Genomic DNA, 23,862 nt, shown 5'->3' with positions numbered 1-23,862 from the left:
CAGCGGCCTGCGGGCCTGCCCTGCTATTTTCGCGTGAAAGCCTCCCGGGCGTCGATGCCGTCGACACCAGGCAAACCGGCCGCCCGGAGCGCCGCAGCGGCCGAATTGCCAGCATCACCCAGCCACGGCAGTTTCGCCTGAATTCCACGCGTGACCGGCTCGCCCAGCGCGCCGCCGAAATCGACCGGCCAATATCCGTTCGGCACCACTTCAGCCGATATCTCCTGAAGGCGATAGCCACTGCCGAGCACCGCCTCGGCATCGTCGGGTGCTACCCGCCGCGCGGTGCCGGGGTTGGCCGGATCGGTAAAGGTCACGAGCACCGGGATCAACGCGTCCTTTACCGTCACGACGCCGGTCAACCGGCTCATCTCGCTAAAAGAGACCCGCTTGCCGGCCGCCGCCGTATAGGCGCGCAGAGCCACGTAGTTCATGTCGTCGAGGACAAGGTTGTTGTCGACATGCGCGAGCAGCGCGACAAGATTCTTGCCCTGCCCGAGATCGACGAAAATGGCGTCGCCGACGGTGCGGGTCTGACCACGGCGGGTGTAACTGCGATCGGGATGAACGGCCACCACGCCAGATGCCGATCTGCGCCCCTCCGGCGTCTCGACCTCGACCGTCAGGCGATATTTGTGGGCGGGACGGTTGATTCTGATCTGGTCGCCGATCACAAGCGCCGCCAGCAGCGCAATCGGGCCGACCCATTTGAAATTCATCTCATCCTCGCCGGCGCCATATCGGATTCGTCTACCGCTTGGCATACCGGACGCGGCAGCGTCAAACCGGCGCGTGCGCTCCCGCTTGATCCCGGCGGCGTTTTTGGCGAAAGACTGCAGACGACATTCTGCGAGAAGGAATCAACGTGACAGGTCCGGCTGACAATCGGCTTCAGGCTCGCAACGATCTGGCGTGGGCGATATCGGTCGGCGGCATCGGCGTCGTGCTGTTCGCCGCGCTGCTCGTGTTCACCTGGCACTTTGCCGCGACGCTGTTTCTGATCTTTTCCGGCATCCTGCTCGGCGTCACCCTCAACGCCATGAGCAACCTGCTTGGACGCGTGGTGCGGCTGCCGCATGCGCTGCGACTGACGATGGTCTGCCTGGTGGTCGCGGGCATGCTGTCGGGCATCGTCTTCCTCGGCGGCACCACAATCGCCCAGCAGACGACGGCGTTGAGCAACACGCTCAAATCGCAGCTCGTCAACGTCAAGGGCTTCCTGGAGCGCAACGGCATCGACACCAGCTTTTTCGATTTCGGCACCCTGTCGTCGACGTCGGATGATGGCACGCCGGCGCCCGCCGCGACGCCGACGCCGCACACGCTTCCCAGCGCCGGCACGATTGCGGCCAGCGGCGGCGCCATCTTCAGCCAGAGCCTGAAACTGATCCTGGGCACCGCAAGCGCAGTCGGAAACTTCTTCATCGTGCTGTTTTTGGGGATTGCCTTCGCGACCCAGCCGAGCGTCTACCGCAATGGACTGCTGTTCATGGCGCCCGTGAAGCATCGCGTACGTGCGGTTGCAATCGTCGACCGGATCGGCGAGACGCTGGAGCGCTGGCTGATCGCGCAGATCATCACCATGGTGGCGGTGTTTCTGGTGACCTGGATCGGGCTATCGATCATCGGCATCCAGAGCTCGTTCATCCTGGGCATCCAGGCCGGCCTGCTCGCCTTCATCCCGACGGTCGGCGCCATCCTCGGCGGGCTGATCGTGGTGCTGGCCAGTCTCGCGTCGGGATGGGTCGCAGGCCTCTCCGCCTTCATCCTGTTCCTCGGCGTGCACGCGCTGGAAAGCTACGTGCTGACACCGATCATTCAGCGGCAGGCGCTGGACATTCCGCCTGCGACGCTGTTTGCGTTCCAGATCCTGCTCGGCGTCGTGTTCGGCATCTGGGGGCTGGCGCTCGCGCTGCCCCTGATGGCGATCGCCAAGGTGATGATCGATCATTTCAAGGCGGAAGCCGCGCCGGTCGCGATTGCGGCCGGCTGATGGCTTCAGTCCGCCGTGGTCAGCACCGTCTCGGTATGCTCGACCTCGGGCGGCGAAGCGAAATACGGGCCGACCAGCGCGCGCCAGGCGGTGAAATCTTCCGAGCCGCGAAAGTCGACGGTGTGGTTTTCCAGCGTCTCCCACTTCGCCACCAGCCGGTACCGCTGCGGCTTCTCGATCGATTTGTGCAGTTCAAACCCCTTGCCGCCCTTGGCGCGCAGGAACAGCGGGCGCGCCTTGGCGACGGCCGCTTCAAAATCCTTCTCGGTGCCCGGCTTGACGTCGATTTGCGCGATTTCGGTGATCATTGGTTACGCCCTCTCGTGAGAATTGGCGTGTCTAACCCAGCCGCCTCAAAAGCAAAAGGCGGATGCATAGGTGTTGCTGCGATGCACGGTGGCTCTCAATGCCGCAAGCGTGAGGAAACCGCGCCAGTGACATGCTCCCGCCGCAACCCTGGTCTGGTGTAGGCTTGCGCCAACAACGAGCGACAACAAGCTCACGGTCGCGGAGAGAGAAACGATGAATCTCGGTCGGATCCTGTTCTCCTTCACCCTGGCTGCGGCGGCAAGTGGACTGAGCTTGGGGGCGGCGCCATCGCAAGCGCAGCAGCCTCCGGCGGTCGCCATCGATAATGATGATATCGGCGGCGCGGTACGCGGACCGAACGGCCCGGAGGCCGGCGTCTGGGTGATTGCGGAAACCACCGAGTTGCCGACGAAATTCGCCAAGATCGTCGTCACCGACGACCAGGGCCGTTACGTGATCCCGGACCTGCCGCCGAACGTCAACTACGCGATCTGGGTTCGCGGCTATGGCCTTGTGGATTCACCCAAGCTGCGCGCCAAGCCCGGCCAGCAGGTCAATCTCACGGCAGTCCCGGCGCCGAACGAGGCAGCGGCCGCTCATTATTACTCGGCGATCTACTGGTACACGATGATGAAGATCCCGCCGGCAAAAGATTTCGGCGGCTCCACCGAGATCCCGAAGGAGATCACGCAGGAGATCTGGCGCCAGCGGATGAACAATGTCGACTGCATCGGCTGCCATCAGCTCGGCCAGGAATCCACGCGTACGATCCCGGCCGCGTTCGGCGAATTCAAATCGGGCGAGGAAGCCTGGATGCGCCGCGTTGCCGCAGGGCAAACAGGCGAATGGATGGTGAACCGGCTCGCGGGGCAAATGGGCGGCGTACCGTTCAAGTACCTCGGCGACTGGACCGACCGGGTCGCCAAGGGTGAACTGCCGAAAGAAAAGCCACCGCGGCCGACGGGCATCGAGCGCAACGTCGTGATCTCGTCGTGGGAATGGGCGACCGAAAAGCACTTCGTCCACGATCTGATCTCCTCGGACCGGCGTTATCCAACCGTCAACGCCTACGGCCCGCTGTTCGGCGCGAACGAATATTCCTCCGACGACATGCCGATCCTCGATCCCAAAACGCACAAGGTGACGTTCTCAAAGATGCCGGTCGCCGATTCCAATGCGCCGGAATCGTTCGGCCCTCCGCTCCATGGCACGGCCCTGCTCAATCCCGTCAGCCCTTCGGCCTATTGGGGCGACGAGAAGATCTGGAGCCAGCGGACCAACAATCACAACAGCATGTTGGACAAGAAGGGCCGCCTGTGGTTGGCGGCGGCCGTGCGCGGCATCGAAAATCCGGCGTATTGCAAGAAGGGATCTGATCACCCGTCGGCCAAGGCGTTTCCGCTCGAACGCTCGGGCCGGCAAGTGTCGGTATTCGATCCCAAGACTCAGAAGTACAGTTTCGTCGATACCTGCTTCGGTACCCATCATCCGCAATTCGGCTACGACGCCGACGATACGCTGTGGCTCTCGGGGACCGGCCCGGTCGCCGGATGGGTGAACACCAGGCTATGGGACGAGACCGGCGATGCCGTCAAAGCGCAGGGATGGTCACCATTCGTGCTCGACACTAACGGCAACGGCAAGGTCGACGAATATACCGATCCGGGCAAGCCGGCGGAGGCCGGCAAGGACATGCGGATCGCGGGCTCGGGGCCCTACGCGGTGATGCCGCATCCGACCGACGGCTCGGTCTGGTACACCGTCAACGTGTTCGTCGGCCCACCCGGCTTCATGCGGTTCGATCCCAAGACCAAGCTCTCGGAATTTTACGCGATTCCGAAGGAAGGCATCGGCGTTCGGGGCGGCGATATTGACAAGAACGGCGTGCTCTGGGGCTCGGGCTCGAACGGCAGCCTGATCCGCTTCGATCGCAGCAAGTGCAAGGCGCCGCTGAACGGGCCGGGTGCGACCGGCAATCACTGCCCGGAAGGCTTCGCCTACTTCAAATATCCGGGGCCCGGCTTCGAAGGGTTCGAGAGCTCCAGCGCCGAGGCGAGCTATTACACCTGGGTCGATCACCACAATACGGGCGGCCTCGGCGAGAACATCCCGATCTCGACCGCCAACCTCAACGACGGCTTCGTCGCATTCAGGGACGGACAGATGGTGATGCTGCGCGTCCCCTATCCACTCGGCTTTTTTGCCAAGGGCCTCGACGGACGCATTGACGATCCAAACGCGGGCTGGAAAGGCCGTGGTCTCTGGAGTTCGAGCGGCGACCGCACACCCTGGTTGATGGAGGGCGGCAAGGGCTCAAAGCCGCGAGCGGTGCATGTTCAGGTTCGCCCCGACCCATTGGCGAAGTGAGGAGTAGCAGCTAGCCGAACAGCATCACCGTGCCGGCGACCATCAGCGCAAAGCCGATGAACAGGATGGCAGGCCAGCGCATTCTGCGCTGAACGTAACGCCCCTGCGCACGGCGCTCGGTGATGAGCGCCATCTCGAATTCTTCCGAGGTCGAGAACATGCAGCCAAACCCGCCGCGGGCGGAGGCTGCAGCCGCTTCGAGCGACATCAGGGCAGCCTGTGAGTTTTGTCTGCGGGGTAAATCCATACGCAGATGATATGGATGGAATGGTAAACGGGAGGTTACCACACCAACTTCATCCGGAGACCAATTCGAAAGTGTTGAATTAGCCTCCGGACATATCGCCTTGTTCACGCGTAATGTTTCAGGCAGCGCTGAGAAGCGCTACTCCAGCTTGATGTTGGCGGCTTCGATCACCTTCTTCCATCGCGCCGTCTCCGAAGCGATGTAGGCCGCGAACGGTTGGGCCTCAAGCGCAACGGCATCGGCGCCCAGTTCGGCCATCTTCTGCACCGTCTCCGGCTGCTGCATGAAGGCCCGGATCTCCGCCGACAGCCTTTCGACGATCGGTTTCGGCGTGGCGGCCGGAACGAAGAAGCCGTGCCAGGCGACAGCCTCGAAACCGGGCAGATGCTCGGCGACGGTGGGAAGGTTCGGATCGAACGAGGCGCGCTTGGGCGTTGCGGCCGCGATCAGCGCGAGCTTGCCGGTCTTCGCCTGCGGCAGGAGCAGCGGCACGTTGTCGAAAGCAAGGTCGATCTGGCCGCTGAGGAGATCGGTCAGCATCGTGCTCGAGCCCTTGTACGGCACATGCACCATCTTGGTGCCGGTCATCTGCTGGAACAACTCGCCAGCCAGGTGCTGCGAGGTGCCGACGCCGGCCGAACCGAACGAGACCTTGTCCGGATTGGCCTTCAGGTAGGCGATCAGGTCCGGCAGGGTCCGCGCCTTGATCTTGTCGGGATTGACGACCAGCACGTTGGGTACGACGCTGATCTGGACGATCGGCTGCAAATCCTTGTCGGGCTGATAGCTGAGCTTCGGACCGTACAGCGACGGGTTGATCGCAAGCGCGGATGTGCTCGCCAAGCCCAGGGTCAGCCCGTCGGGTGCCGAGCGCGCCAGCCGGGTCACGCCGACAATGCTGCCGGCGCCGCCGACATTTTCGACCACGAACGGCTTGCCCAGTTTCGCCTGAAGATGATTGGCCACCATGCGGGCGAAGATATCGGCAGTGCCGCCGGCGGCGAAGGGAACGATCACGCTCACCTGCCTGGAAGGATACGCATCCTCTGCCTTCGTTGGTGCCGCCGCCAGCAGCATCGCCGACGTAACAATAAGCCTCATCAATCTCATCGAAGTTTCCTCTGCTTCCTGCTTGTTATTGGTCGGTGCCGTGCGCCGCAGCCCGGGCCGGCTAGAACGCCGTCTCGTACATCTTCAAAATCTCGTCACCGCTCAAATCGCGCGGGTTGTTGTCCAGCAGACGACGGATGGCATGCGCCTCGTCCGCCATGACGGCGAGATCGTCCTTGGGAACACCAAGCGCGGACAACCGCATCTCGATGCCGAGATCGGCGCAGAAACCATAAGCGGCGTCGAACGCAGCTGCGGGAACGTTACGTTCCGGCAGGCCGAGCGCGTGCAGCACGGCGATCGTCTTCGTCAAAGTCGCCGGCATGTTGAACGCCAGCGTGTGCGGGAAGATCACCGCGCAGGCGAGGCCATGCGCCACATGATGCCGCGTGCCGAGCGGATAGGCCACCGCGTGACCGGCCGTCGTATTCACTGGGCCGAGGCAATAGCCGCCATAAAGCGAGGCCAGCGCAAGGCCAGCACGCGCTTCGCGGTCGCTGCCGTCGGCAACCGCGCGCCGCAGATAGCGTCCGACCAGTCGCGCCCCTTCGATCGCGTAGAGATCGATCGCCGGATGCGCCTTGCGGCCGGTGTAAGCCTCGACGCAATGTGCCAGCGCGTCGACGCCGGTCGCCGCGGTGACATCCTTTGGCACGGTCATCGTGAGGTCAGGATCGACGATGGCGATATCGGCCAGCATGAAGCGGCTCTGGACCGCAAGCTTGTTTCGGCTCGCCGGATCGGTCACGAGCGCGCGGGTGCCGGCTTCGCTGCCGGTCCCCGAGGTGGTCGGAATCTGCATCAGCGCGACGCTGCGGCCGGCAACCTTTTCCGCACCGACGATGTCGGCAAAAGCCGTATCGCCGGTGCAGAGCACGGCGACCAGCTTGGCGAGATCCATCGCGCTACCGCCGCCGAAACCGACGATGAGGTCGGGCGCGGCTTCGCGCGCCATCGCTACTGCCTTTTCGAGGTTGGGCAGATCCGGCTCGGGCTTTACGGCGCCAAAGACCTTGGCGGCACCGGGCAATGCCAACTGATCGACGCGCCGCGCGTTGAAGGGGTCCGAAATCACCAAGGGCCGCCGTGCGCCGATCTGCTCGGCGAAGCGAGCCGCGGCCGTGACTGTCCCACAACCGAACTCGACGGCATTAGGACGAAGGATCTCGATCGCCGTGAAGGAATTGGTCATCTGGACGTTCATCTCATTGTTTTGACGGTGACGACATGCCGCCGGCCAGGCGCTCGGCATAGTCGATGGCCTCGATCAGGCTGTGCTCGTTGGCGATCCCCTTGCCTGCGATGTCGAAGGCCGTGCCGTGATCGACGGAGGTGCGGATGATCGGAAGGCCTAGCGTGATGTTGACGCCAGATAGCTCCTGCCAGCGGCCGGTCGCGGGATCGACCTGGAAGCCGAGCAGTTTTACCGGAATGTGCCCCTGGTCGTGATACATCGCGACCGCGGCATCGAACTGGCCAGCACGCAGCTTGACGAAGATGGTGTCGCCGGGCACCGGGCCGACGACATCGAGGCCGTCGGCGACCGCCCTGGCGATGGTCGGCGCCGAGATGTCGATATCCTGCCGACCGAACAACCCACCCTCACCCGCATGCGGATTGAGCGCCGCGATGGCGATCTTCGGGCGCGCGATGCCGAGCCGGTGCAGCGCGTCGTTGGTGAGATCGATCACCTGACGGAGCCGCTCCGGGGTCAACCGTTTCGGCACGTCCTCCAGCGCCACATGGGTCGAGACATGGCTGACGCGCATATTGCCATGGGCGAGCAGCATCACAGAGCCGCGTACGCCGGTGAGATGCGCCAGCATCTCCGTGTGTCCGGGATAGTGGTAGCCCGCCTTGTTGAGCGCTTCCTTATTCAAAGGCGCGGTAACGATGGCCGCGGTCCGCCCGGCCTGCGTCAGCCGCACACCCTGCTCGACCGCCTTGAACGCAAAGCGTCCGCCGTCGGCACTCAGCACGCCCGGACGGATCGGCGCGCCCTCGGCGTCCGCCTGCAGAAAGCAGAGATTGGGCCAGTCGCGGTCTTCAGCGCTCACCTGCGGTATCGCGACGTTGGCACCGAACATAGCCTTGGCGCCCTCCAACGCAGCTCCGCTGCCAATGATCAGGAGGCGCAGATCGCCCTTGGCGATCCTGTCCTGCAATCCGATGCAGGCCTTGACGATGATTTCCGGCCCGATCCCGGCCGGATCGCCCATGGTGATCGCGAGATGGCGAGAGGTCATGTCAGTTTCCCTGTGCTGAGCAATTGATTGGCATGGAGCAGATCGCGCCATAGCTCCCTTGTACCAAACGCTCCGGATTTGGAGATCACGTCAACGCCAGCCCAACGGCCGCCCTGCAGGGTCGAGCGCGGCAGGCCCGGCACGAGGCGGCCTGCGACCTGCAACGCCTGCGCACCGAGCGCGACGCAGAGCGCCTTCAAGGTCTCGCCACCGGCAACGATCAGCGTACCGGGAGGATCAAGTGCTGCAATCAACGCGGTCATTTCACGCGCGATGCGCCGGGCCGCCTCGGGGCGCGAAAGGCCCTCGGAAAGCGAAAACTTCACCAGCGCCACACCGTCATCGGCAAGTTTGCGGTGCACCCGCGCCGCACCTCCGGCCTCGGCCTCGGCAAGGGCGATGGTGGCCTCTCCGCACGCCTCAAGCTGGGACGCGGTGACGATCTGATCGGAGCCGAACAATCCCAGTACCGGCTTTTTCAGATGGCGCGGCGCATCAGCGCGGCGGCCGCGTGCCAAGGCAGCGGCCAATCCGCCGCTCCCGCACCACAGGACGGGCGCAGCAAGCTGACGGCCCATCTCGACAACACGATCGAGATCGCGGTCGCTCTCGGCATCGAAGACCTGGACGCCACCATGCGACAGCGTGTCGGACCGGCCTTGCCGGGCGTCGATGTTCTCCGCCTTGAGCTGCGCCAGAAGGTTGGCGCCAACCGGATACCAGTCGCCATCCGGCGTGCGGGCGAATTGCTGGCCGTCACACGTGCGCCGTCCCTGGTAGGCGAAGGCCGGTGCGACGACACATGAGGCCCAATGGCCGCTGCGCAGGCAGGCGCCAAGTTCGGCCGCCCACGCCCCGCGCAACAGGCTATCGACCTTCTTGTAGGCGATCGTGCCTTCACAAAGCAGTGGCGCCAGCTGCCCGACGATCTCGACGCTCTCAGCCTTTGCAAGCTCGCGTGTGCCGCTGTCGATCGCAAGGCTCGGCGAACTGCTCGTTGAGAGCGCTTCTGGCCAGGTCACATCGAACGGTCCGCACAGCCCGACGAACTCAGCCGCGGTGTCGAGCGCACCGGTAAGATCGTCGGCAAGAAGGCGGACGCTCGTCATCGTCAGGCCGCTCCAGCGCTGCCAGTCGCGCGACAGGCGCTCGCGAAAATCTTGTCTGGATTCATCAGGCCGTTCGGGTCGAGCAGTTGCTTGATGCCGCGCATCAGTTCGATATCGAGCGGATCAGCAACTCGCGCGAGCCGGCCGCGATTGGTGATGCCGATGCCGTGCTCGGCGCTGATGGCTCCGCCCTGCGCTGCCGTCTCGTCGTCGACGATCTCGTTGATCTGCGCCACCAGCGCGGCGGTCGCGACAGGGTCGCTGCAGCGATCGCGGTCGATCAGGGCGATCACGTGAATATTGCCGTCGCCGATATGACCATGCATCACCACGCGCGCATGGGGAACGGCGGCCATGATCCTGGCTTCGACACCGGCGACGAACGCGGCCTGCCGCTCCAGCGGAACCACGCTGTCGTGCGACACCACGTAGCCGCTGCGCTTGTTGCCTTCGGATACGCTGTGCCGCACTGCCCAGATCGCCTTCGCTTGGGCGAGGCTCGAGGCCAGCACGGCATCCTCGGCAAGGCCCGCATCCATCGCGTCTGACAGGACGGCGGCCAATGGCTCGTTGAGATCGATGCCGGCCAGCGTATCGGTCAGTTCGACGATCAGGTACCACGGCGTGGTGAGTTCGAAAGGAATGGTGACGTGCGGCACGGTCGCCGCGATCGCCTCGATCTGACTGCGCGACATGATTTCCAGACTGCCGAGCCGGTCGCCGACGGCGCCGCGCAGCCGCTGCATGATCTGCAGGGCCTGGTCGACGCTCTGCAATTTGAGCAGCGCCAAAGCCGAACTGCGCGGCGGCGCGAACAGCTTCAGCACCGCCGCGGTGACGATGCCGAGCGTGCCTTCCGCGCCGATGAAGAGCTGCTTGAGCGCGTAGCCCGTATTGTCTTTGCGCAGCGCACGTAGGCCGTTGAAGATGCGTCCGTCCGGCAGCACGACTTCCAGCCCGAGCACCAGGTCGCGCATCGGGCCATAGCGCAGCACCGCCGTTCCGCCGGCGTTGGTGGAGATATTGCCGCCGATCTGGCACGAACCCTCGGCGCCAAGACTCAACGGAAAATGACGGTCCACGGCCGAGGCGGCGGCCTGCACTTCGGCTAGGATGCAGCCGGCCTCCACCGTAATCGTATTGGCGAGCGGGCTGACGTCGCGCACGCGCCGCATGCGATCGAGCCGGATCACGACATTGAATGCGCCATCATCCGGTGTGGCGGCGCCGCACATGCCGGTGTTGCCGCCTTGCGGGACGATCGAAAGCTGCTTGTCGGCGCAATAGCGGACAACCGCCGCAACCTCGGCGGTCGAGCCGGGCTTGACGACCGCAACGGCCTGACCGCGATAGCGTCCGCGCCAGTCCGTCACATAAGACTCCTGATCCGGTGCGGAATCGATGACATGATTGTCGCCGACGATATCAGCCAATCCAGCAAGCACATTTTGGAAAGATCCGGTCATCAGATCGTCTCGCTGCCCACTCGCGCTAGACGCGGGCGGCGTCAAACGCGCCAGCGTCGGCAAGGAGCTCTTTCAACTGCGGACCCGGTAGAGATTCCAGCGGCGGCCGCAGGCGTTGCCACCCGGCATGACCAGTGCGCTGCGCAATCAGCGCCTTCAGCGATGCCATCTGCGCAAACCGCGAGACAAGCTCGCGCGCCTTCACGATGCGTGCCTGCGCCGCCGCAAGGCCGGCGTCATCGTCGCTGTCACGGAAATGCCGATAGACATAGGCAAGATCGCGCGCCACGAGATTGGAGGTCGCGGTGATGCAACCCGCGCCTCCCTTGCGCAGCAGCGGCAACAGCAGCGGATCCGCGCCGGCCAACACCGCAAAACCCGGAAAGCGCTCGACCATGGCGGTCATATTGGCGAAGTCGCCGGAGGAATCCTTGATGCCGACGAAGGTCGCCGGATAGGCCGCACGCAGCCGCTCGATCAATGCATGCGAGATCGGCTGCATCGACATCTGGGGGATATGGTAGAGCACGATCTTGAGCCGCGCATCGCCAAGCCGCTGCACGACTTCGCTGTAGGATGCATAGACGCCGTCATCGGTGACGCCCTTGTAATAGAATGGCGGCAGCATCACCACGGTATCGACGCCGACCGAGAGCGCGTGGCGCGTCAGCACAATCGTATCGGTGAGCGCCGCGACTCCGGTTCCGGGCAGCAGCCGGTTCGGCGCAATGCCGTCCCGCACGACCGCCTCAAGCAGCGCAGTACGCTCGGCAACGGAAAACGAGTTGGCCTCGCCGGTGGTGCCGAGCATCGCGATGCCATCGCAGCCCTCACTCAGGAGATAGCGGCAATGCGCGACGAACCGTGCGTGATCGGGTGCGAGCTCGGCGTCGAGCGGCGTCAGCGCCGCGCAGAACACGCCACGAGGATGCAGGGATGCTGTCGACAAACTTCCTCCGATCGCCCGAATCCCGTTGTTCGGAATGCGAACATTTGTTATATAGTCTGTACTCTCCTAGAACCGGACCGGCGGCGCCGTCAAGACCCGCCGGCCGTCGTTCTTGCAAGCGGGCATTGACGAGATGGCCAAGACATCCAAGCGCGCACCGACCGCGCCGAACAATCCAAAGAACTACGTCGCATCCGTCGGTAAGGCCTTCGCCGTTCTGCAGAGTTTTTCCAGCGACGCCTTCGAGCTGACGCTGAGCGAGATCGCCGCGCGCGCCAATCTCGATCGCGGAACGGCATTCCGTCTGATCCAGACGCTTATTGAGCTTGGCTATCTCAATCCCGTTCCGCAGAGCCGTCGGTTCAGGCTCGGCGTCGCCTGTCTCGATCTCGGCTACACGGTGCTGTCAGGGGGCACGCTGCGCGCTCTGGCCGAGCCTTTGCTGCGCGACCTCGTGCCCTCCGTGAGCGACGCAGCGTCGCTCGGCGCGCTGGACGGTGGGGACGTGATCTATCTCGCTCGCGTCGGCACAGGCCTTGACCGGCACAAGATGGACCGCCGGCCAGGCACGCGAATTCCGGCTTACAGCGCCGCACTCGGCCATGTCCTGCTGGCGCATCTGCCGCGGGACGAGCAAATCCACCGGCTGGAATCGCGGCCTCGCATCAAATTGTCGGAGCGAACGCTGACGGAACTCGATGTCCTGCTCGATCGGCTCGACTTGGTCAGGCAGCAGGGTTACGCGATCTCCGACGGCGAAAATGCTTACGGTCTGCGCACGCTGGCAGCGCCGATCTTCGATGCGCAAGGTTCGGTGACCGCCGGTTTGAGCGTCACGGTCGATGCGACGCGCATGGACATGGCCGCCTTCCGCGACCAGGCCCTGCCCCAACTGACGCGTGTCGCGGCTGTCGTGCAGGACCTGGCGATCAAATCCGGGCTATCGAACTAACGCTTCAGCCCGCCTTGCGCAGCCGCGCTCTTCGCTAGGTCGCCGGGGCCTGGCGTTGCGAAGCTGCGCCCCCCGCGGTCTTGCGCCGCCACTTCTCGAGCGACAGCGGCAGCTCTTCCGCCGCCTCGACACGGTTGCGGCCGCCGCGCTTGGCCTGATAGAGCGCGGTATCTGCTGCCGCCAGCAACACTTCGAGCTCCGTCCCCGCCGGCCCGCCGGCGACGCCGATGCTGACGGTGGTGTCGACCAGCCCCTCCTCGCAGACGATGTTGGACGCCTCGAACGCCTCACGCACGCGCTCGGCCACGATCACGCCCTCTTCCAGCGCGCACGGCAACAACGCCGCGAACTCCTCGCCGCCGATGCGCCCCGACAGATCACTGATGCGCAAATTGCTGATAACGACCGTGGAGAACAATTTGAGGATCTCGTCGCCCGCGGGATGGCCGAAGCGGTCGTTGATGCTCTTGAAATGATCGATGTCGAAAATCATCACCGTCACCGGCCGCCCCGCGGCGGCCTCGCGTTCGATCACGCGGTTGCAGGCTTCCGAAAAGCCGCGGCGGTTCAGCATTCCACTCAAGGGATCGACCGAGGCCGCCGTCTTGTGCACCGTCACGGCGCGGTCGGACACCAGCATGAAGATCACGAAGACGGTGCCGATCGCATACAAGATCAGTTCGATCGAGAATGCCGTCACCCAGATGCTGCTGGCAAACGTCTCGTCATGCGGCCGCAACAGGCTCCCGAGCAGGATCGGCAGCGCCAGCACGCAACCATGCATTACGGGCACGACAATCGTCGGCCAGCGCTTGTGCATCGTCCGCCGCCGCTCGCTCCACAATTCGGAAGCCGTCAGCCCCGCATAGATCGCGACGATCGCCGCACCGACGACCAGCCGCATGGCGGGATTCAAGGATGGCAAAGCCAGCACCGTGCCGACCCAGGCGATCGCGCCGAGGAAAAGCCCCGGCAGGTTGGGCTTGCGGCCGTGGAATACGCGCGCGGCGTTCCAGACCATACCGCAGGCCACGAAACCAAGCGCATGCAGCGCCAGCAACAGCGGTTCGCCGAGTTTGGCGCCGCCGATGGTCCAGATCGCCACCGACGATGCGCCAAGCAGATAGGCCGTCCCCCACCACTTCAAGGCTGGAATGTTTTCCTGCCTGCCGAACAGCACCAGCATGGCCCCGAGCATGCCTGCGACCATCGTGGCAAATAAATACAGCGTTGAAGTATCGAACGACATGGGCTCACCCGAACGCGTGTGATGCAACTTGTTCGGCGCACACTGAAATGCAATTTCGCGCCATCGCATCAGGGACACTAGGAGGGCCGTGTTCCAATTTCGTGAGTGCGGGTAAGCAAGTTTTCACGAAAATCCGTGGTAACCCATCACTAAATAGTAAGCAAAAAGGGCGCCGATCGGCGCCCTTTTTTCGTCCGGTGAATGCAGCAATCCGCTGCAAATTTTAGCAAAGCAATTAGCGCTTCGAGAACTGGAACGACTTGCGCGCTTTTGCCCGGCCGTACTTCTTGCGCTCCACGGTGCGGGAGTCGCGGGTCAGGAAGCCGCCCTTCTTCAGTACGCCGCGCAGATCGGGCTCGAAGTTGGTCAGCGCCTTCGAGATGCCGTGACGCACGGCACCCGCCTGGCCCGACAGACCGCCGCCGGCGACCGTGCAGATGACGTCGTACTGGCCGGCACGCGCGGCCGCGACCAGCGGCTGCTGGATCAGCATGCGCAGCACCGGACGGGCGAAGTAAACCTCGACTTCGCGGGTGTTGACCACGATCTTGCCGGCGCCCGGCTTGATCCAGACGCGGGCGACCGCATCCTTGCGCTTGCCGGTGGCGTAGGCGCGGCCGTACTTGTCGACCTTCTTGACGTATTTCGGCGCTTCCGGAGCGGCCGTCTTCAACGACGCCAACTGGTCGAGCGACTGCATGGTATCCGACATCTTATGCGGCCCTCATGTTCTTGCGGTTCATCGAAGCGATATCAACCTTCTCGGGCTGCTGGGCTTCATGCGGATGTTCGGCGCCGGGGTAAACGCGCAGATTGCCCATCTGCACGCGTCCGAGCGGACCGCGCGGGATCATGCGCTCGATGGCCTTCTCGACCACGCGCTCGGGGAAGCGTCCCTCGAGGATCGACTTCGCGGTGCGCTCCTTGATGCCGCCGATGAAGCCGGTGTGCTTGTAGTAGACCTTGTTGTCGCGCTTGCGACCGGTTAGCACCACGTGCGCCGCATTGATTATGATGACGTTGTCGCCGCAATCGACATGCGGGGTGTAGGTGGGCAGATGCTTGCCGCGCAGGCGCATGGCGACGAGGGTGGCGAGACGACCGACCACCAGACCCTTGGCGTCGATCAAGACCCACTTTTTCGTCACCTCGGCGGGCTTTGCCGAATAGGTTTTCATGTGAGGAAATCCGTGAAAATGGAAATCGGCGCCAGATGCGCCGAACTGGCGGGTTTCTAGAGAACGGCGCACTGTCAGTCAACGCCAATGTTTGCAAATTACTTCAACAAAAACAATTACTTAAAAATATGGTGCAATATTACCTTTCAAAAGCCTATGTGTTTGGAATGGAATAGGTCGCCGTCACATGGGCGATCGGATCGGGCGATGAACCTGACAGCAGGTTGACCTCGCCAACCGCCAGCCGCTTGCCGAGCTTCAGCAGGCGCGCTGCGGCCAGCACGTCCTGTCCCGGCTGGCCCTTGCGCAGGAAATTAATGTTGAGATTGGTCGTTACCGCCAATCCCACCGGGCCGATCGCCGAGAGCAGCACTACATACATCGCGAAATCGGCCATCGCCATCAGGGTCGGCCCCGACACGGTGCCGCCTGGACGCAGCATGCGCTCGTCGTAACGCCGCCGCAGCAGGCAGGTCTCGCCGTCAGCGCTCTCGATAGTGATATCGCCATCGCTGAAGGCTTGCGGAAATTCCTCGCGAAGGAACTTCTCCAGCTCAGCCACGCTCATTTTCGCTGCCGCCATCCACCCGTGCCCCTCGATTATGACTGCCTGTTACATTACGTTGTCAGCAAAGCCAAAATGAAAATCCTGGAGTGGAAACCTCAGAGATGCCCGCCCAAACCGCCCGCGCACCCACGCCGCAACCTCCGATCCTGCTGCAGGAGAATGTCGGCAGCATCCGGGTGCTCACGCTCAACCGGCCGGCGGCACGCAACAGCCTGTCGGAGGGCCTGATCGCCGAGCTGCACGACGCGATGAAGGAAATCCACGACGACAACAGCGTCCGCGCCGTCGTCATCGCAGCCAACGGCCCGGCCTTCTCCGCGGGCCACGACATGAAGGAATTGACTGCACGCCGCAGCGATGCCGATCGCGGCCGCGCCTATTTCGGGCAGATCATGAACGCCTGCAGCGCGATGATGCAGGCTGTCGTGCACCTGCCGAAGCCCGTCGTCGCCGCCGTACAGGGCATAGCGACCGCCGCCGGTTGCCAATTGGTAGCGAGCTGCGATCTCGCGGTCGCCTCCGAGGCCGCAGGCTTCGCGACCCCCGGCGTCGATATCGGCCTGTTCTGCTCGACCCCCATGGTGGCGCTGTCGCGCAACGTCCCGCGCAAGCAGGCGATGGAGATGCTGCTCACAGGTGAACCGATTTCGGCGACGACGGCGAAGAATATCGGCCTCATCAACCGAGTCGTGGCCGCCGGCACCGAGCGCGATGCGGCGATCGCGCTGGCGCAGAAGGTCGCGCTGAAATCCGCCTATACCGTCAAGCTCGGCAAGGAGGCGTTCTATCGCCAGGCCGAAATGAGCCTCGCCGAGGCCTATCGCTACACGGCCGAAGTGATGACCGAGAATATGATGGCGCGCGACGCCGAGGAAGGCATCGGTGCCTTCATCGAGAAGCGTGAACCGAAGTGGCAGGATAAATAGACGTTCCTCATCCTGAGGAGCCGCGCAAGCGGCGTCTCGAAGGATGCAGGCCCGTATGTGGCCTCATGGTTCGAGACGCGCGTTCCGCGCTCCTCACCATGAGGGTCTGAGGAAATCAAATGAACCACGACAATTACGACGACAATTACATCCGCGGCATCCTCAACTCCGTGAAATCGATCGCGATGGTCGGCGCCTCGCCGGTCAATGTGCGGCCGAGCTACTTCGCGTTCAAATATCTGGCGCAGCGTGGCTATGACATGATTCCGGTCAATCCCGGTCATGTCGGCAAAAACCTGCTCGGCAAGCCTTTTGTCGCCTCGCTGTCCGATATCGGCCGTCCCGTCGACATGATCGACGTCTTTCGCAGCTCCAGCCACATCATGCCTGTCGTCGACGAGGCCCTGACATTGTCGCCGTTGCCAAGAGTGATCTGGATGCAGCTCGGGGCGCGCGACGACGCGGCTGCCGCAAAAGCAGAAGCCGTCGGCATCAAGGTGGTGATGAACCGCTGCCCGAAGATCGAGTATGGTCGCCTGTCGTCGGAAATTTCATGGATGGGCGTCAATTCGCGCACGCTGAGCTCCAAGCGCGCGCCGATCCCGACGCAGGGCATGCGGCTGTCGCTGAACCGGATGAGCGTCGGCGGCGGGGCAACGGCAGCATCGGATCGCGCCGCAAAGAACAAAAGCGAGCCGACGTGAAGCAATGAGAAACAATTATTCCGAAGACGCGGCCTGACGAAGCAGGCGCGTTTCCAATCCACCACATGTGAACGCCTCGCCTTGACGGCGGACGCGGCTGCGATCAGCATCGTCAACGCATTTCAAGCAAGCCAGAGAACAGGACGAAGAAGAATGACCGACCGTCTCCCGGGATTTTCGACCCTTGCCGTGCATGCCGGCGCGCAGCCCGATCCCACCACCGGCGCGCGGGTGACGCCGATCTATCAAACCACGTCCTTCGTATTCAATGATGCCGACCATGCCGCTTCGCTGTTCGGGCTGCAGGCGTTCGGTAACATCTATACCCGCATCGGCAATCCCACGACGGCTGTGCTGGAAGAGCGCATTGCGGCGCTGGAAGGCGGCACCGCAGCGCTTGCGGTTGCCTCGGGACACGCGGCGCAGGTGGTCGTGCTGCAGCAATTGCTGATGCCGGGCGACGAATTCATTGCCGCGCGAAAACTCTACGGCGGCTCGATCAACCAGTTCACGCATGCGTTCAAGAGCTTTGGCTGGAACGTGGCGTGGGCCGACCCCGACGATATCGGCAGTTTCGAGCGCGCGGTGACGCCGCGCACCAAGGCCATCTTCATCGAATCGATCGCCAACCCCGCCGGCAGCATCACCGACATCGAGGCGATCGCGGAAGTGGCCCGCAAGGCCGGCGTGCCGCTGATCGTCGACAACACGCTGGCGACGCCCTACCTGATCCGCCCGATCGATCACGGCGCCGACATCGTTGTGCACTCGCTGACGAAATTCTTGGGCGGCCATGGCAATTCGCTCGGCGGCATCATCGTCGATGCCGGCACCTTCGACTGGTCGAAGGACAACAAATATCCAATGCTCAACGAGCCGCGGCCGGAATATCACGGCATCAGGATCCAGGAGACCTTTGGCAATTTCGCCTTCGCGATCGCCTGCCGCGTGCTGGGTCTGCGCGACCTCGGCCCGGCGCTGTCGCCATTCAACGCCTTCATGATCCTGACCGGCATCGAGACGCTGCCGCTGCGCATGCAGAAGCATTGCGAGAATGCCAAGGCGGTCGCGGAATTTCTGGCCGGCCATCCCGCGGTGGCGTCGGTGAACTATGCGGGCCTCGCCAGCGACAGGTACAACAAGCTCGCGCGCAAATACGCGCCGAAGGGCGCCGGTGCCGTATTCACCTTCAGTCTCGGGGGCGGCTACGACGCCGGCGTCAGCCTGGTGTCGAACCTGAAACTGTTCTCGCATCTGGCCAATGTCGGCGACACCCGCTCGCTGGTGATTCACCCGGCCTCGACCACACACAGCCAGCTCGATGACGACGCCAAGGTGAGAAGCGGCGCGGGGCCCGATGTGGTGCGCCTGTCGATCGGCATCGAGGACAAGGAAGATTTGATCGCGGATCTGGAGCAGGCGCTGAGCGCGTAACAGCAGTCATTCCGGGGCGATGCGTAGCATCGAACCCGGAATCTCGAGATTCCGGGTCTGGTGCTTTCGCACCATCCCGGAATGACGCGTTCATCAAAGCATCACAAGCCTCTCGTTAACGCTCATTCCGGCATAAAGTGGCGGTGATCCGCCCCGGAATGATTCGGAGCCAACCATGCTGCGCTGGACGATGTCATTGCTGATTGCGACGTTCGCGATCGGAACCGCTGTCGCCGCCGACGGCCCCGCCGCCACCAAGCGCGCAGCCGTTCGTGCCGCCAGCAATTTGCCGCCAGGCCTACCCCGAGCCCATTATAATTACCGAACCACCGTTGCACCCGGCTCCGCACCGCTCTACGTGCGGCGCGGCCGCCAACTGGTGGTCGTCGCGGAAGACGAGCCCGAAGTGCTGATCAAGCCGGTGGGCGTGGTGCCCTATGTGCCGCTGGTCAGGGGTACGCCATTGCTGCCGGGGTCGTCGACGCTGCCCGGCTATTACGGAACGAGCCATTCCTACAGCTATGACGGCCCTTATTATGGCGGCTCCTATACACCCTACTGGGCTCGCCTGCCCTATGCCTGCGGCGTGTACGGATATTGCTAACGGCGCATCAGCGACGGAGACGGACAACGGAGTGGCAGGGGCATTGAAGAAAGACAGGGCAACAGGTTCTGCCAACGCGGTTACGGCGGATCTGGTCGCCGTCCTCGTCGCCGTCACCGAGGGCGAACCCAAGATCATGACCATCGCCAACGACGGCGCGTTGCCGAGCGGCCCATTCGAATTCGCGCACCGTTCGCTGCAGACGGGATTGCGGGCTTGGGTCGAGGCACAGACCGGCCATCCGCTCGGCTATGTCGAGCAGCTCTACACATTTGCCGATCGTGGGCGCGCCGGAGATGCCAAGTCACCGCATTCGATCTCGATCAGCTATCTGGGCCTGACTCGCGAAGACAAGGTCGGCCAGGGTTTTGAGGCGCACTGGTCCGGCTGGTACGAATATTTCCCATGGGAGGATCGCCGGGCCGGCCTCCCCGCTTCATTGGCGAAGATATTGACGTCACGGCTACGGGCGTGGGCGAAATCCGCTGAGACCACCGGCTTGCAGCGCCAACGCTGGCAGCGCGCCGCCATCACGTTTGGCCTCGAGGATCGCGAATGGAACGAGGAGCTGGTACTGCAGCGCTATGAGCTGCTCTACGAGGCCGGCCTGATACCGGAAGCCGTGCGCGACGGGGCACCGGCCACGACCGTCATTCCCGGCAAACCAATGACCGGAGATCATCGCCGCATTCTTGCCACCGGCATCGCGCGGCTGCGCGCCAAGATCAAATACCGTCCCGTGGTGTTCGAGCTGATGCCGGCGGAATTCACCCTGCTGCAATTGCAACGCAGCGTTGAGGCGCTTGCAGGCCGGCTGGTGCACAAGCAGAATTTTCGGCGCCTGATCGAGCAGCAGCAACTCGTTGAGGAAACTGGCGCAATCGCCGCCGACACCGTCGGACGCCCCGCAAAATTGTTCAGGTTCCGCCACGGCGTGCTAGCGGAGCGGGCAATCGCCGGAACCAAGCTTCCCTTATCGCGCACTTGACTTCGGTTATGCTCAGGCTAAGTATAAGCCAAGATATACTCACGGAGAGTATAAATGGCCAACCTCAGTTCCTCAGCGCTCGCCCGCACCGCACCGCTTTACGATCGGGTCAAACGGGTTATCCCGCCGCCTGAATGGGCGGTCTTCGCCGAGGACGTCGACGCCATTCTGGCGCTCAAGCGCGAGCGCAACGCCGTCGTCCTGGCGCATAACTATCAGACGCCTGAAATCTTTCACGGTGTCGCCGACATCGTCGGCGACAGCCTGCTGCTGGCGCGCGAAGCCACCAAGGTCAATGCCGACGCTATCGTGCTGGCCGGCGTGCACTTCATGGCCGAGACGGCCAAGCTGTTGAACCCGGAAAAGACCGTGCTGATCCCCGACCTCGCGGCGGGCTGTTCGCTGGCGGATTCCATCACCGCGCAGGATGTCCGGCTGATGCGCCAGCGCTATCCCGGCGTTCCCGTCGTCACCTACGTCAATACGTCGGTCGCGGTGAAGGCGGAATCCGACATCTGCTGCACCTCGGGCAACGCGCTCAAGGTCGTGGAGTCGCTGGGCGTGGAGCGGGTGATCATGCTGCCGGATGAGTACCTCGCCCAGAACATCGCCACGCAGACGGATGTGAAGATTATCGCATGGAAAGGCCACTGCGAGGTGCACGAGCTCTTCGCGGCGTCCGACGTCCGGCAACTGCGCGAAAATCACCCTGATGTGACCATCCTGGCGCATCCGGAGTGCCCGCCCGAAGTGGTGGCGGAAGCCGATTTCTCCGGCTCGACGGCTGCGATGTCGGATTACGTCGGCAAGCAGCGCCCGCCCCGGGTCGTGCTGCTGACGGAATGCTCGATGAGCGACAACGTTGCGGTGCTCCATCCCGAAGTGGAGTTCATCCGGCCCTGCAATCTCTGTCCGCACATGAAGCGGATCACGCTGAAGAACATCCGCCATGCGCTGGAAACCGGCCGTCATGAGGTGACGATCGATCCCGCGATTGCGAGCCCTGCCCGTCGCGCCGTCGAAAGGATGCTGGCGCTATGAGCACGGAGATTTCAGCGCTTAACCACCGTCCCGTCATCATCGGCGGCGGCGCTGCCGGACTGATGACGGCGCTTCAATTGGCGCCCGAGCCGGTCGTGTTGCTGTCGAAGGCACCGCTCGGCGCGGAAGCCTCGAGCCTGTGGGCGCAAGGCGGATTGGCCGCAGCGATGGGCGACGACGACGACCCTGCCCTGCACCTGGCCGATACGCTGGCCGCTGGCGCGGGCCTGTGCGACGAGGCCATTGCGAGCCGGATCGTTCAGGCCGCGCCTGCCGCCGTCGAGCATCTCGCCAGGCTTGGCGTTGCCTTCGACCGGTGGCCCGACGGTGGGTGGCGGCTTGGCCTCGAAGCCGCCCACGGCCGCAACCGGATCGTGCACGCCACCGGCGACGGCACGGGCCGCGAGATCATGCGCGCGCTGATTGCGGCGGTACGCCGCTGTCCGTCGGTCACGCTGCTGGAGGGCGTCGAGGCGCGCAGCCTGATCGTCGAGGATAACGCCATCAAGGGCGTGATCGCGGTGAACGCGCAGGGACCGCTGGTGATCGATACCGGTCGCGTCGTGATCGCGACGGGCGGCATCGGCGGACTGTTCCTCGACAGCACGAATCCTGCCGGCTGCTTCGGCCAGGGGCTGGCGCTGGCGGCGCGCGCGGGCGCGCTGCTCGCCGATCTCGAATTCATCCAGTTTCACCCGACCGCCTTCGACGGGCCGTCGCGCCCGATGCCGCTGGTGACCGAGGCCGTGCGCGGCGATGGCGCCATCCTGATCGACGATTCCGGGCAGCGCTTCATGGCGGATCAGCCCGGTGCCGAACTCGCGCCCCGCGACATCGTCGCGCGCGCAGTCTGGCGCCGTCGCGCGGAAGGGCATCGCGTTTTCCTCGACGCGCGCAAACATCCGGGAGCGGAATTTGCAAAACGCTATCCCGTCATCTCCGCCTTCTGCAAAATGGCCGGGATCGATCCCGCCGCCGATCCGATTCCGGTGAGGCCGGCGGTGCACTACCACATGGGCGGAATCGCCGTTGATAGCGAAGGCCGCAGCAGCGTGGACGGCCTCTGGGCCTGCGGCGAAGTCAGCCGCACCGGACTGCATGGCGCCAACCGGCTCGCCAGCAATTCGCTGATGGAAGCCATCGTCTGTACGCAATGGGTTGCAGCGAGCGTCACGGGCGCGAGCCACGACCCACTGAAAGCGCGCGTGGCCGACGCGCCTGCGCCCGCGTCCGATCCTTCGGCCATACGGCCGATCCTGTCGCAAGGCCTCGGCGTGCTCCGAGACCGGCACGGCATAGAGCGCGCGATCCGTAGCCTCCATCCGCTCGCCAACGGCAGAAGTGCGGCAGCCGATCCCGTGCTGGTGGGATTGATGATCGCGGTCGCCGCCTGGCGGCGCGAGGAAAGCCGCGGCGGGCATTTTCGCACCGACTTCCCCGATGTCCTGCCGTCGGCTGTATCCTCATCCATCTCGCTTGCGGACGCACTCGACGCCGCGCGCGACATTGCTGAAACCGGATCTCTGTTTGCCGGGAGTGCCCAGCCGTGACACTAACCCCGCTTCTGCCTGTCGTGTACGAGCCGCTGGTTCGAACCGCCCTGCTCGAAGACTTAGGCCGCGCCGGCGACATCACGGCAGATGCGATCGTTCCGGCGGACAAGCGCGCCTCGCTGGTGCTGCGCGCGCGCCAATCCGGCGTGGTGGCCGGGCTCGGCATCGCGCGCTGTGCATTTCAGCTCGTCAATCCAGCCATCCAACTCGAGGCGGAACGCCCTGACGGCAGCGTGGTGGCGCCGGGAGACGTGATCGCCGCGATCGAGGGGCCGGCACGCGGATTGTTGACCGGCGAACGGACGGCGCTGAATTTTCTCTGCCACCTCAGCGGCGTCGCGACCGCAACGGCCTCGCTGGTATCGGCCGCGCAAGGCACCAAGGCGCGCATCGTCTGTACCCGCAAGACGACGCCCGGGCTGCGCGCACTGGAAAAATACGCGGTCCGCGCCGGCGGTGGCAGCAATCACCGCTTTGGCCTCGACGACGCCATTCTGATCAAGGACAACCATATCGCACTGGCCGGCGACATCAGGACCGCGATCGAACGCGCAAAGGCGCATGCCGGCCACCTCGTCAAGATCGAGGTCGAAGTCGATACATTGGCGCAACTTGAACAAGCGCTTGCGATCGGGGTGGATGCGGTCCTGCTCGACAATATGACAATCGAGGAACTGCGACAGGCGGTTACCATGACCGGCGACCGGGCGATCACGGAAGCGTCGGGCCGCATCACGGCCGAGACCGCCAAGGCGATCGCCGCGACCGGCGTCGACCTGATTTCGGCCGGCTGGCTGACCCACAGCTCCGCCGCGCTCGATATCGGGCTCGACTATCTCGGACTCAATCGGCAGGCAGCGTAGTTTTCA

24 protein-coding genes are annotated in these 23,862 nt (G+C 63.9%); 11 read left to right on the top strand and 13 right to left on the bottom strand.

Translation table 11 applies throughout. From position 1 onward, the window contains the following. Positions 1 to 23 precede the first annotated feature (23 nt). A complete protein-coding gene (locus tag V1292_RS23640) occupies positions 24 to 719 on the bottom strand; it encodes a hypothetical protein (RefSeq protein ID WP_334375044.1) in 696 nt (231 codons plus the stop codon). A gap of 146 nt (positions 720 to 865) precedes the next feature. On the opposite strand from V1292_RS23640, the gene V1292_RS23635 reads away from it, so the two are divergent. Then, complete coding sequence (locus tag V1292_RS23635) at positions 866 to 1,993, top strand: AI-2E family transporter (protein ID WP_334375043.1); 1,128 nt, start codon at positions 866 to 868, stop codon at positions 1,991 to 1,993. 5 nt (positions 1,994 to 1,998) lie between these two features. Here V1292_RS23635 and V1292_RS23630 read toward each other — a convergent pair whose 3' ends face one another. Next, on the bottom strand, positions 1,999 to 2,301 hold the full coding sequence (locus tag V1292_RS23630; RefSeq protein WP_057839131.1) for an antibiotic biosynthesis monooxygenase family protein: 303 nt from the start codon (positions 2,299 to 2,301) through the stop codon (positions 1,999 to 2,001). 214 nt (positions 2,302 to 2,515) lie between these two features. On the opposite strand from V1292_RS23630, the gene V1292_RS23625 reads away from it, so the two are divergent. Then, the gene (locus V1292_RS23625) at positions 2,516 to 4,669 is read left to right on the top strand and encodes a carboxypeptidase regulatory-like domain-containing protein (protein WP_334375042.1); all 2,154 of its coding nucleotides are present in this window, start codon (positions 2,516 to 2,518) and stop codon (positions 4,667 to 4,669) included. Positions 4,670 to 4,679: 10 nt separating this feature from the next. On the opposite strand, the gene V1292_RS23620 is transcribed toward V1292_RS23625, so the two are convergent. From V1292_RS23620 to V1292_RS23590, 7 genes are all read right to left on the bottom strand, one after another. Continuing rightward, complete coding sequence (locus V1292_RS23620) at positions 4,680 to 4,916, bottom strand: hypothetical protein (protein WP_334375041.1); 237 nt, start codon at positions 4,914 to 4,916, stop codon at positions 4,680 to 4,682. A 138-nt stretch (positions 4,917 to 5,054) separates the two neighbouring features. Next, positions 5,055 to 6,026: a Bug family tripartite tricarboxylate transporter substrate binding protein gene (locus V1292_RS23615; protein ID WP_334375040.1), complete on the bottom strand. Its 972-nt coding sequence runs from the start codon at positions 6,024 to 6,026 to the stop codon at positions 5,055 to 5,057. Between the two features lie 61 nt (positions 6,027 to 6,087). After that, positions 6,088 to 7,218 carry an iron-containing alcohol dehydrogenase gene (locus tag V1292_RS23610; RefSeq protein WP_334375039.1) on the bottom strand — a complete coding sequence of 377 codons (1,131 nt, stop codon included), beginning with the start codon at positions 7,216 to 7,218 and terminating at the stop codon, positions 6,088 to 6,090. Positions 7,219 to 7,231: 13 nt separating this feature from the next. Next, on the bottom strand, positions 7,232 to 8,272 hold the full coding sequence (pdxA, locus tag V1292_RS23605) for a 4-hydroxythreonine-4-phosphate dehydrogenase PdxA (protein ID WP_334375038.1): 1,041 nt from the start codon (positions 8,270 to 8,272) through the stop codon (positions 7,232 to 7,234). Beyond that, the gene (locus tag V1292_RS23600; RefSeq protein ID WP_334375037.1) at positions 8,269 to 9,381 is read right to left on the bottom strand and encodes a four-carbon acid sugar kinase family protein; all 1,113 of its coding nucleotides are present in this window, start codon (positions 9,379 to 9,381) and stop codon (positions 8,269 to 8,271) included. The genes pdxA and V1292_RS23600 overlap by 4 nt, the downstream gene beginning before the upstream one ends. Before the next feature lie 2 nt (positions 9,382 to 9,383). Then, complete coding sequence (locus V1292_RS23595; RefSeq protein ID WP_334375036.1) at positions 9,384 to 10,847, bottom strand: FAD-binding oxidoreductase; 1,464 nt, start codon at positions 10,845 to 10,847, stop codon at positions 9,384 to 9,386. 25 nt (positions 10,848 to 10,872) lie between these two features. Then, on the bottom strand, positions 10,873 to 11,796 hold the full coding sequence (locus tag V1292_RS23590) for a dihydrodipicolinate synthase family protein (RefSeq protein WP_334375035.1): 924 nt from the start codon (positions 11,794 to 11,796) through the stop codon (positions 10,873 to 10,875). Between the two features lie 133 nt (positions 11,797 to 11,929). Here V1292_RS23590 and V1292_RS23585 point away from each other — a divergent pair, with 133 nt between their 5' ends. Next, positions 11,930 to 12,748 carry an IclR family transcriptional regulator gene (locus V1292_RS23585; protein WP_334375034.1) on the top strand — a complete coding sequence of 273 codons (819 nt, stop codon included), beginning with the start codon at positions 11,930 to 11,932 and terminating at the stop codon, positions 12,746 to 12,748. Positions 12,749 to 12,782: 34 nt separating this feature from the next. Here the strand turns inward: V1292_RS23585 and V1292_RS23580 are convergent, their stop codons facing one another. The 4 genes from V1292_RS23580 to V1292_RS23565 form a co-directional block, all read right to left on the bottom strand. Further along, the gene (locus V1292_RS23580) at positions 12,783 to 13,997 is read right to left on the bottom strand and encodes a GGDEF domain-containing protein (protein WP_334375033.1); all 1,215 of its coding nucleotides are present in this window, start codon (positions 13,995 to 13,997) and stop codon (positions 12,783 to 12,785) included. Between the two features lie 235 nt (positions 13,998 to 14,232). Next, a complete protein-coding gene (gene rpsI / locus V1292_RS23575) occupies positions 14,233 to 14,709 on the bottom strand; it encodes a 30S ribosomal protein S9 (RefSeq protein ID WP_108513524.1) in 477 nt (158 codons plus the stop codon). A 1-nt stretch (position 14,710) separates the two neighbouring features. Then, positions 14,711 to 15,175: a 50S ribosomal protein L13 gene (gene rplM, locus V1292_RS23570; RefSeq protein WP_057839142.1), complete on the bottom strand. Its 465-nt coding sequence runs from the start codon at positions 15,173 to 15,175 to the stop codon at positions 14,711 to 14,713. Between the two features lie 154 nt (positions 15,176 to 15,329). Beyond that, positions 15,330 to 15,758: a PaaI family thioesterase gene (locus V1292_RS23565; RefSeq protein WP_213250498.1), complete on the bottom strand. Its 429-nt coding sequence runs from the start codon at positions 15,756 to 15,758 to the stop codon at positions 15,330 to 15,332. Positions 15,759 to 15,844: 86 nt separating this feature from the next. Between V1292_RS23565 and V1292_RS23560 the strand changes: the two genes are divergently transcribed. The 8 genes from V1292_RS23560 to nadC all read left to right on the top strand — a co-directional run bounded on the left by V1292_RS23560 (position 15,845) and on the right by nadC (position 23,856). Continuing rightward, positions 15,845 to 16,669 (top strand): enoyl-CoA hydratase, encoded by an 825-nt coding sequence (locus tag V1292_RS23560; protein ID WP_334375032.1) that lies wholly within the window; start codon positions 15,845 to 15,847, stop codon positions 16,667 to 16,669. A gap of 119 nt (positions 16,670 to 16,788) precedes the next feature. Further along, entirely contained in the window at positions 16,789 to 17,373 is a 585-nt protein-coding gene (locus tag V1292_RS23555) for a CoA-binding protein (protein WP_334375030.1), read from the top strand. A gap of 153 nt (positions 17,374 to 17,526) precedes the next feature. Then, positions 17,527 to 18,807 (top strand): O-acetylhomoserine aminocarboxypropyltransferase, encoded by a 1,281-nt coding sequence (locus V1292_RS23550; protein ID WP_334375029.1) that lies wholly within the window; start codon positions 17,527 to 17,529, stop codon positions 18,805 to 18,807. A gap of 175 nt (positions 18,808 to 18,982) precedes the next feature. Further along, entirely contained in the window at positions 18,983 to 19,411 is a 429-nt protein-coding gene (locus V1292_RS23545; protein WP_334375028.1) for a hypothetical protein, read from the top strand. A 31-nt stretch (positions 19,412 to 19,442) separates the two neighbouring features. Further along, on the top strand, positions 19,443 to 20,399 hold the full coding sequence (locus V1292_RS23540; protein WP_334375027.1) for an NUDIX hydrolase: 957 nt from the start codon (positions 19,443 to 19,445) through the stop codon (positions 20,397 to 20,399). Between the two features lie 54 nt (positions 20,400 to 20,453). Further along, entirely contained in the window at positions 20,454 to 21,440 is a 987-nt protein-coding gene (gene nadA / locus V1292_RS23535; RefSeq protein WP_334375026.1) for a quinolinate synthase NadA, read from the top strand. After that, positions 21,437 to 22,990: an L-aspartate oxidase gene (locus tag V1292_RS23530; RefSeq protein WP_334375025.1), complete on the top strand. Its 1,554-nt coding sequence runs from the start codon at positions 21,437 to 21,439 to the stop codon at positions 22,988 to 22,990. Before nadA ends, V1292_RS23530 begins: the two co-directional genes overlap by 4 nt. Then, positions 22,987 to 23,856 (top strand): carboxylating nicotinate-nucleotide diphosphorylase, encoded by an 870-nt coding sequence (nadC, locus tag V1292_RS23525; protein WP_334375024.1) that lies wholly within the window; start codon positions 22,987 to 22,989, stop codon positions 23,854 to 23,856. The genes V1292_RS23530 and nadC overlap by 4 nt, the downstream gene beginning before the upstream one ends. The last annotated feature ends 6 nt before the right edge of the window (positions 23,857 to 23,862 follow it).

The organism is Bradyrhizobium sp. AZCC 1719, assembly GCF_036924525.1.
Classification (GTDB): domain Bacteria; phylum Pseudomonadota; class Alphaproteobacteria; order Rhizobiales; family Xanthobacteraceae; genus Bradyrhizobium.
This window is presented reverse-complemented; position numbering and strand designations above follow the sequence as displayed.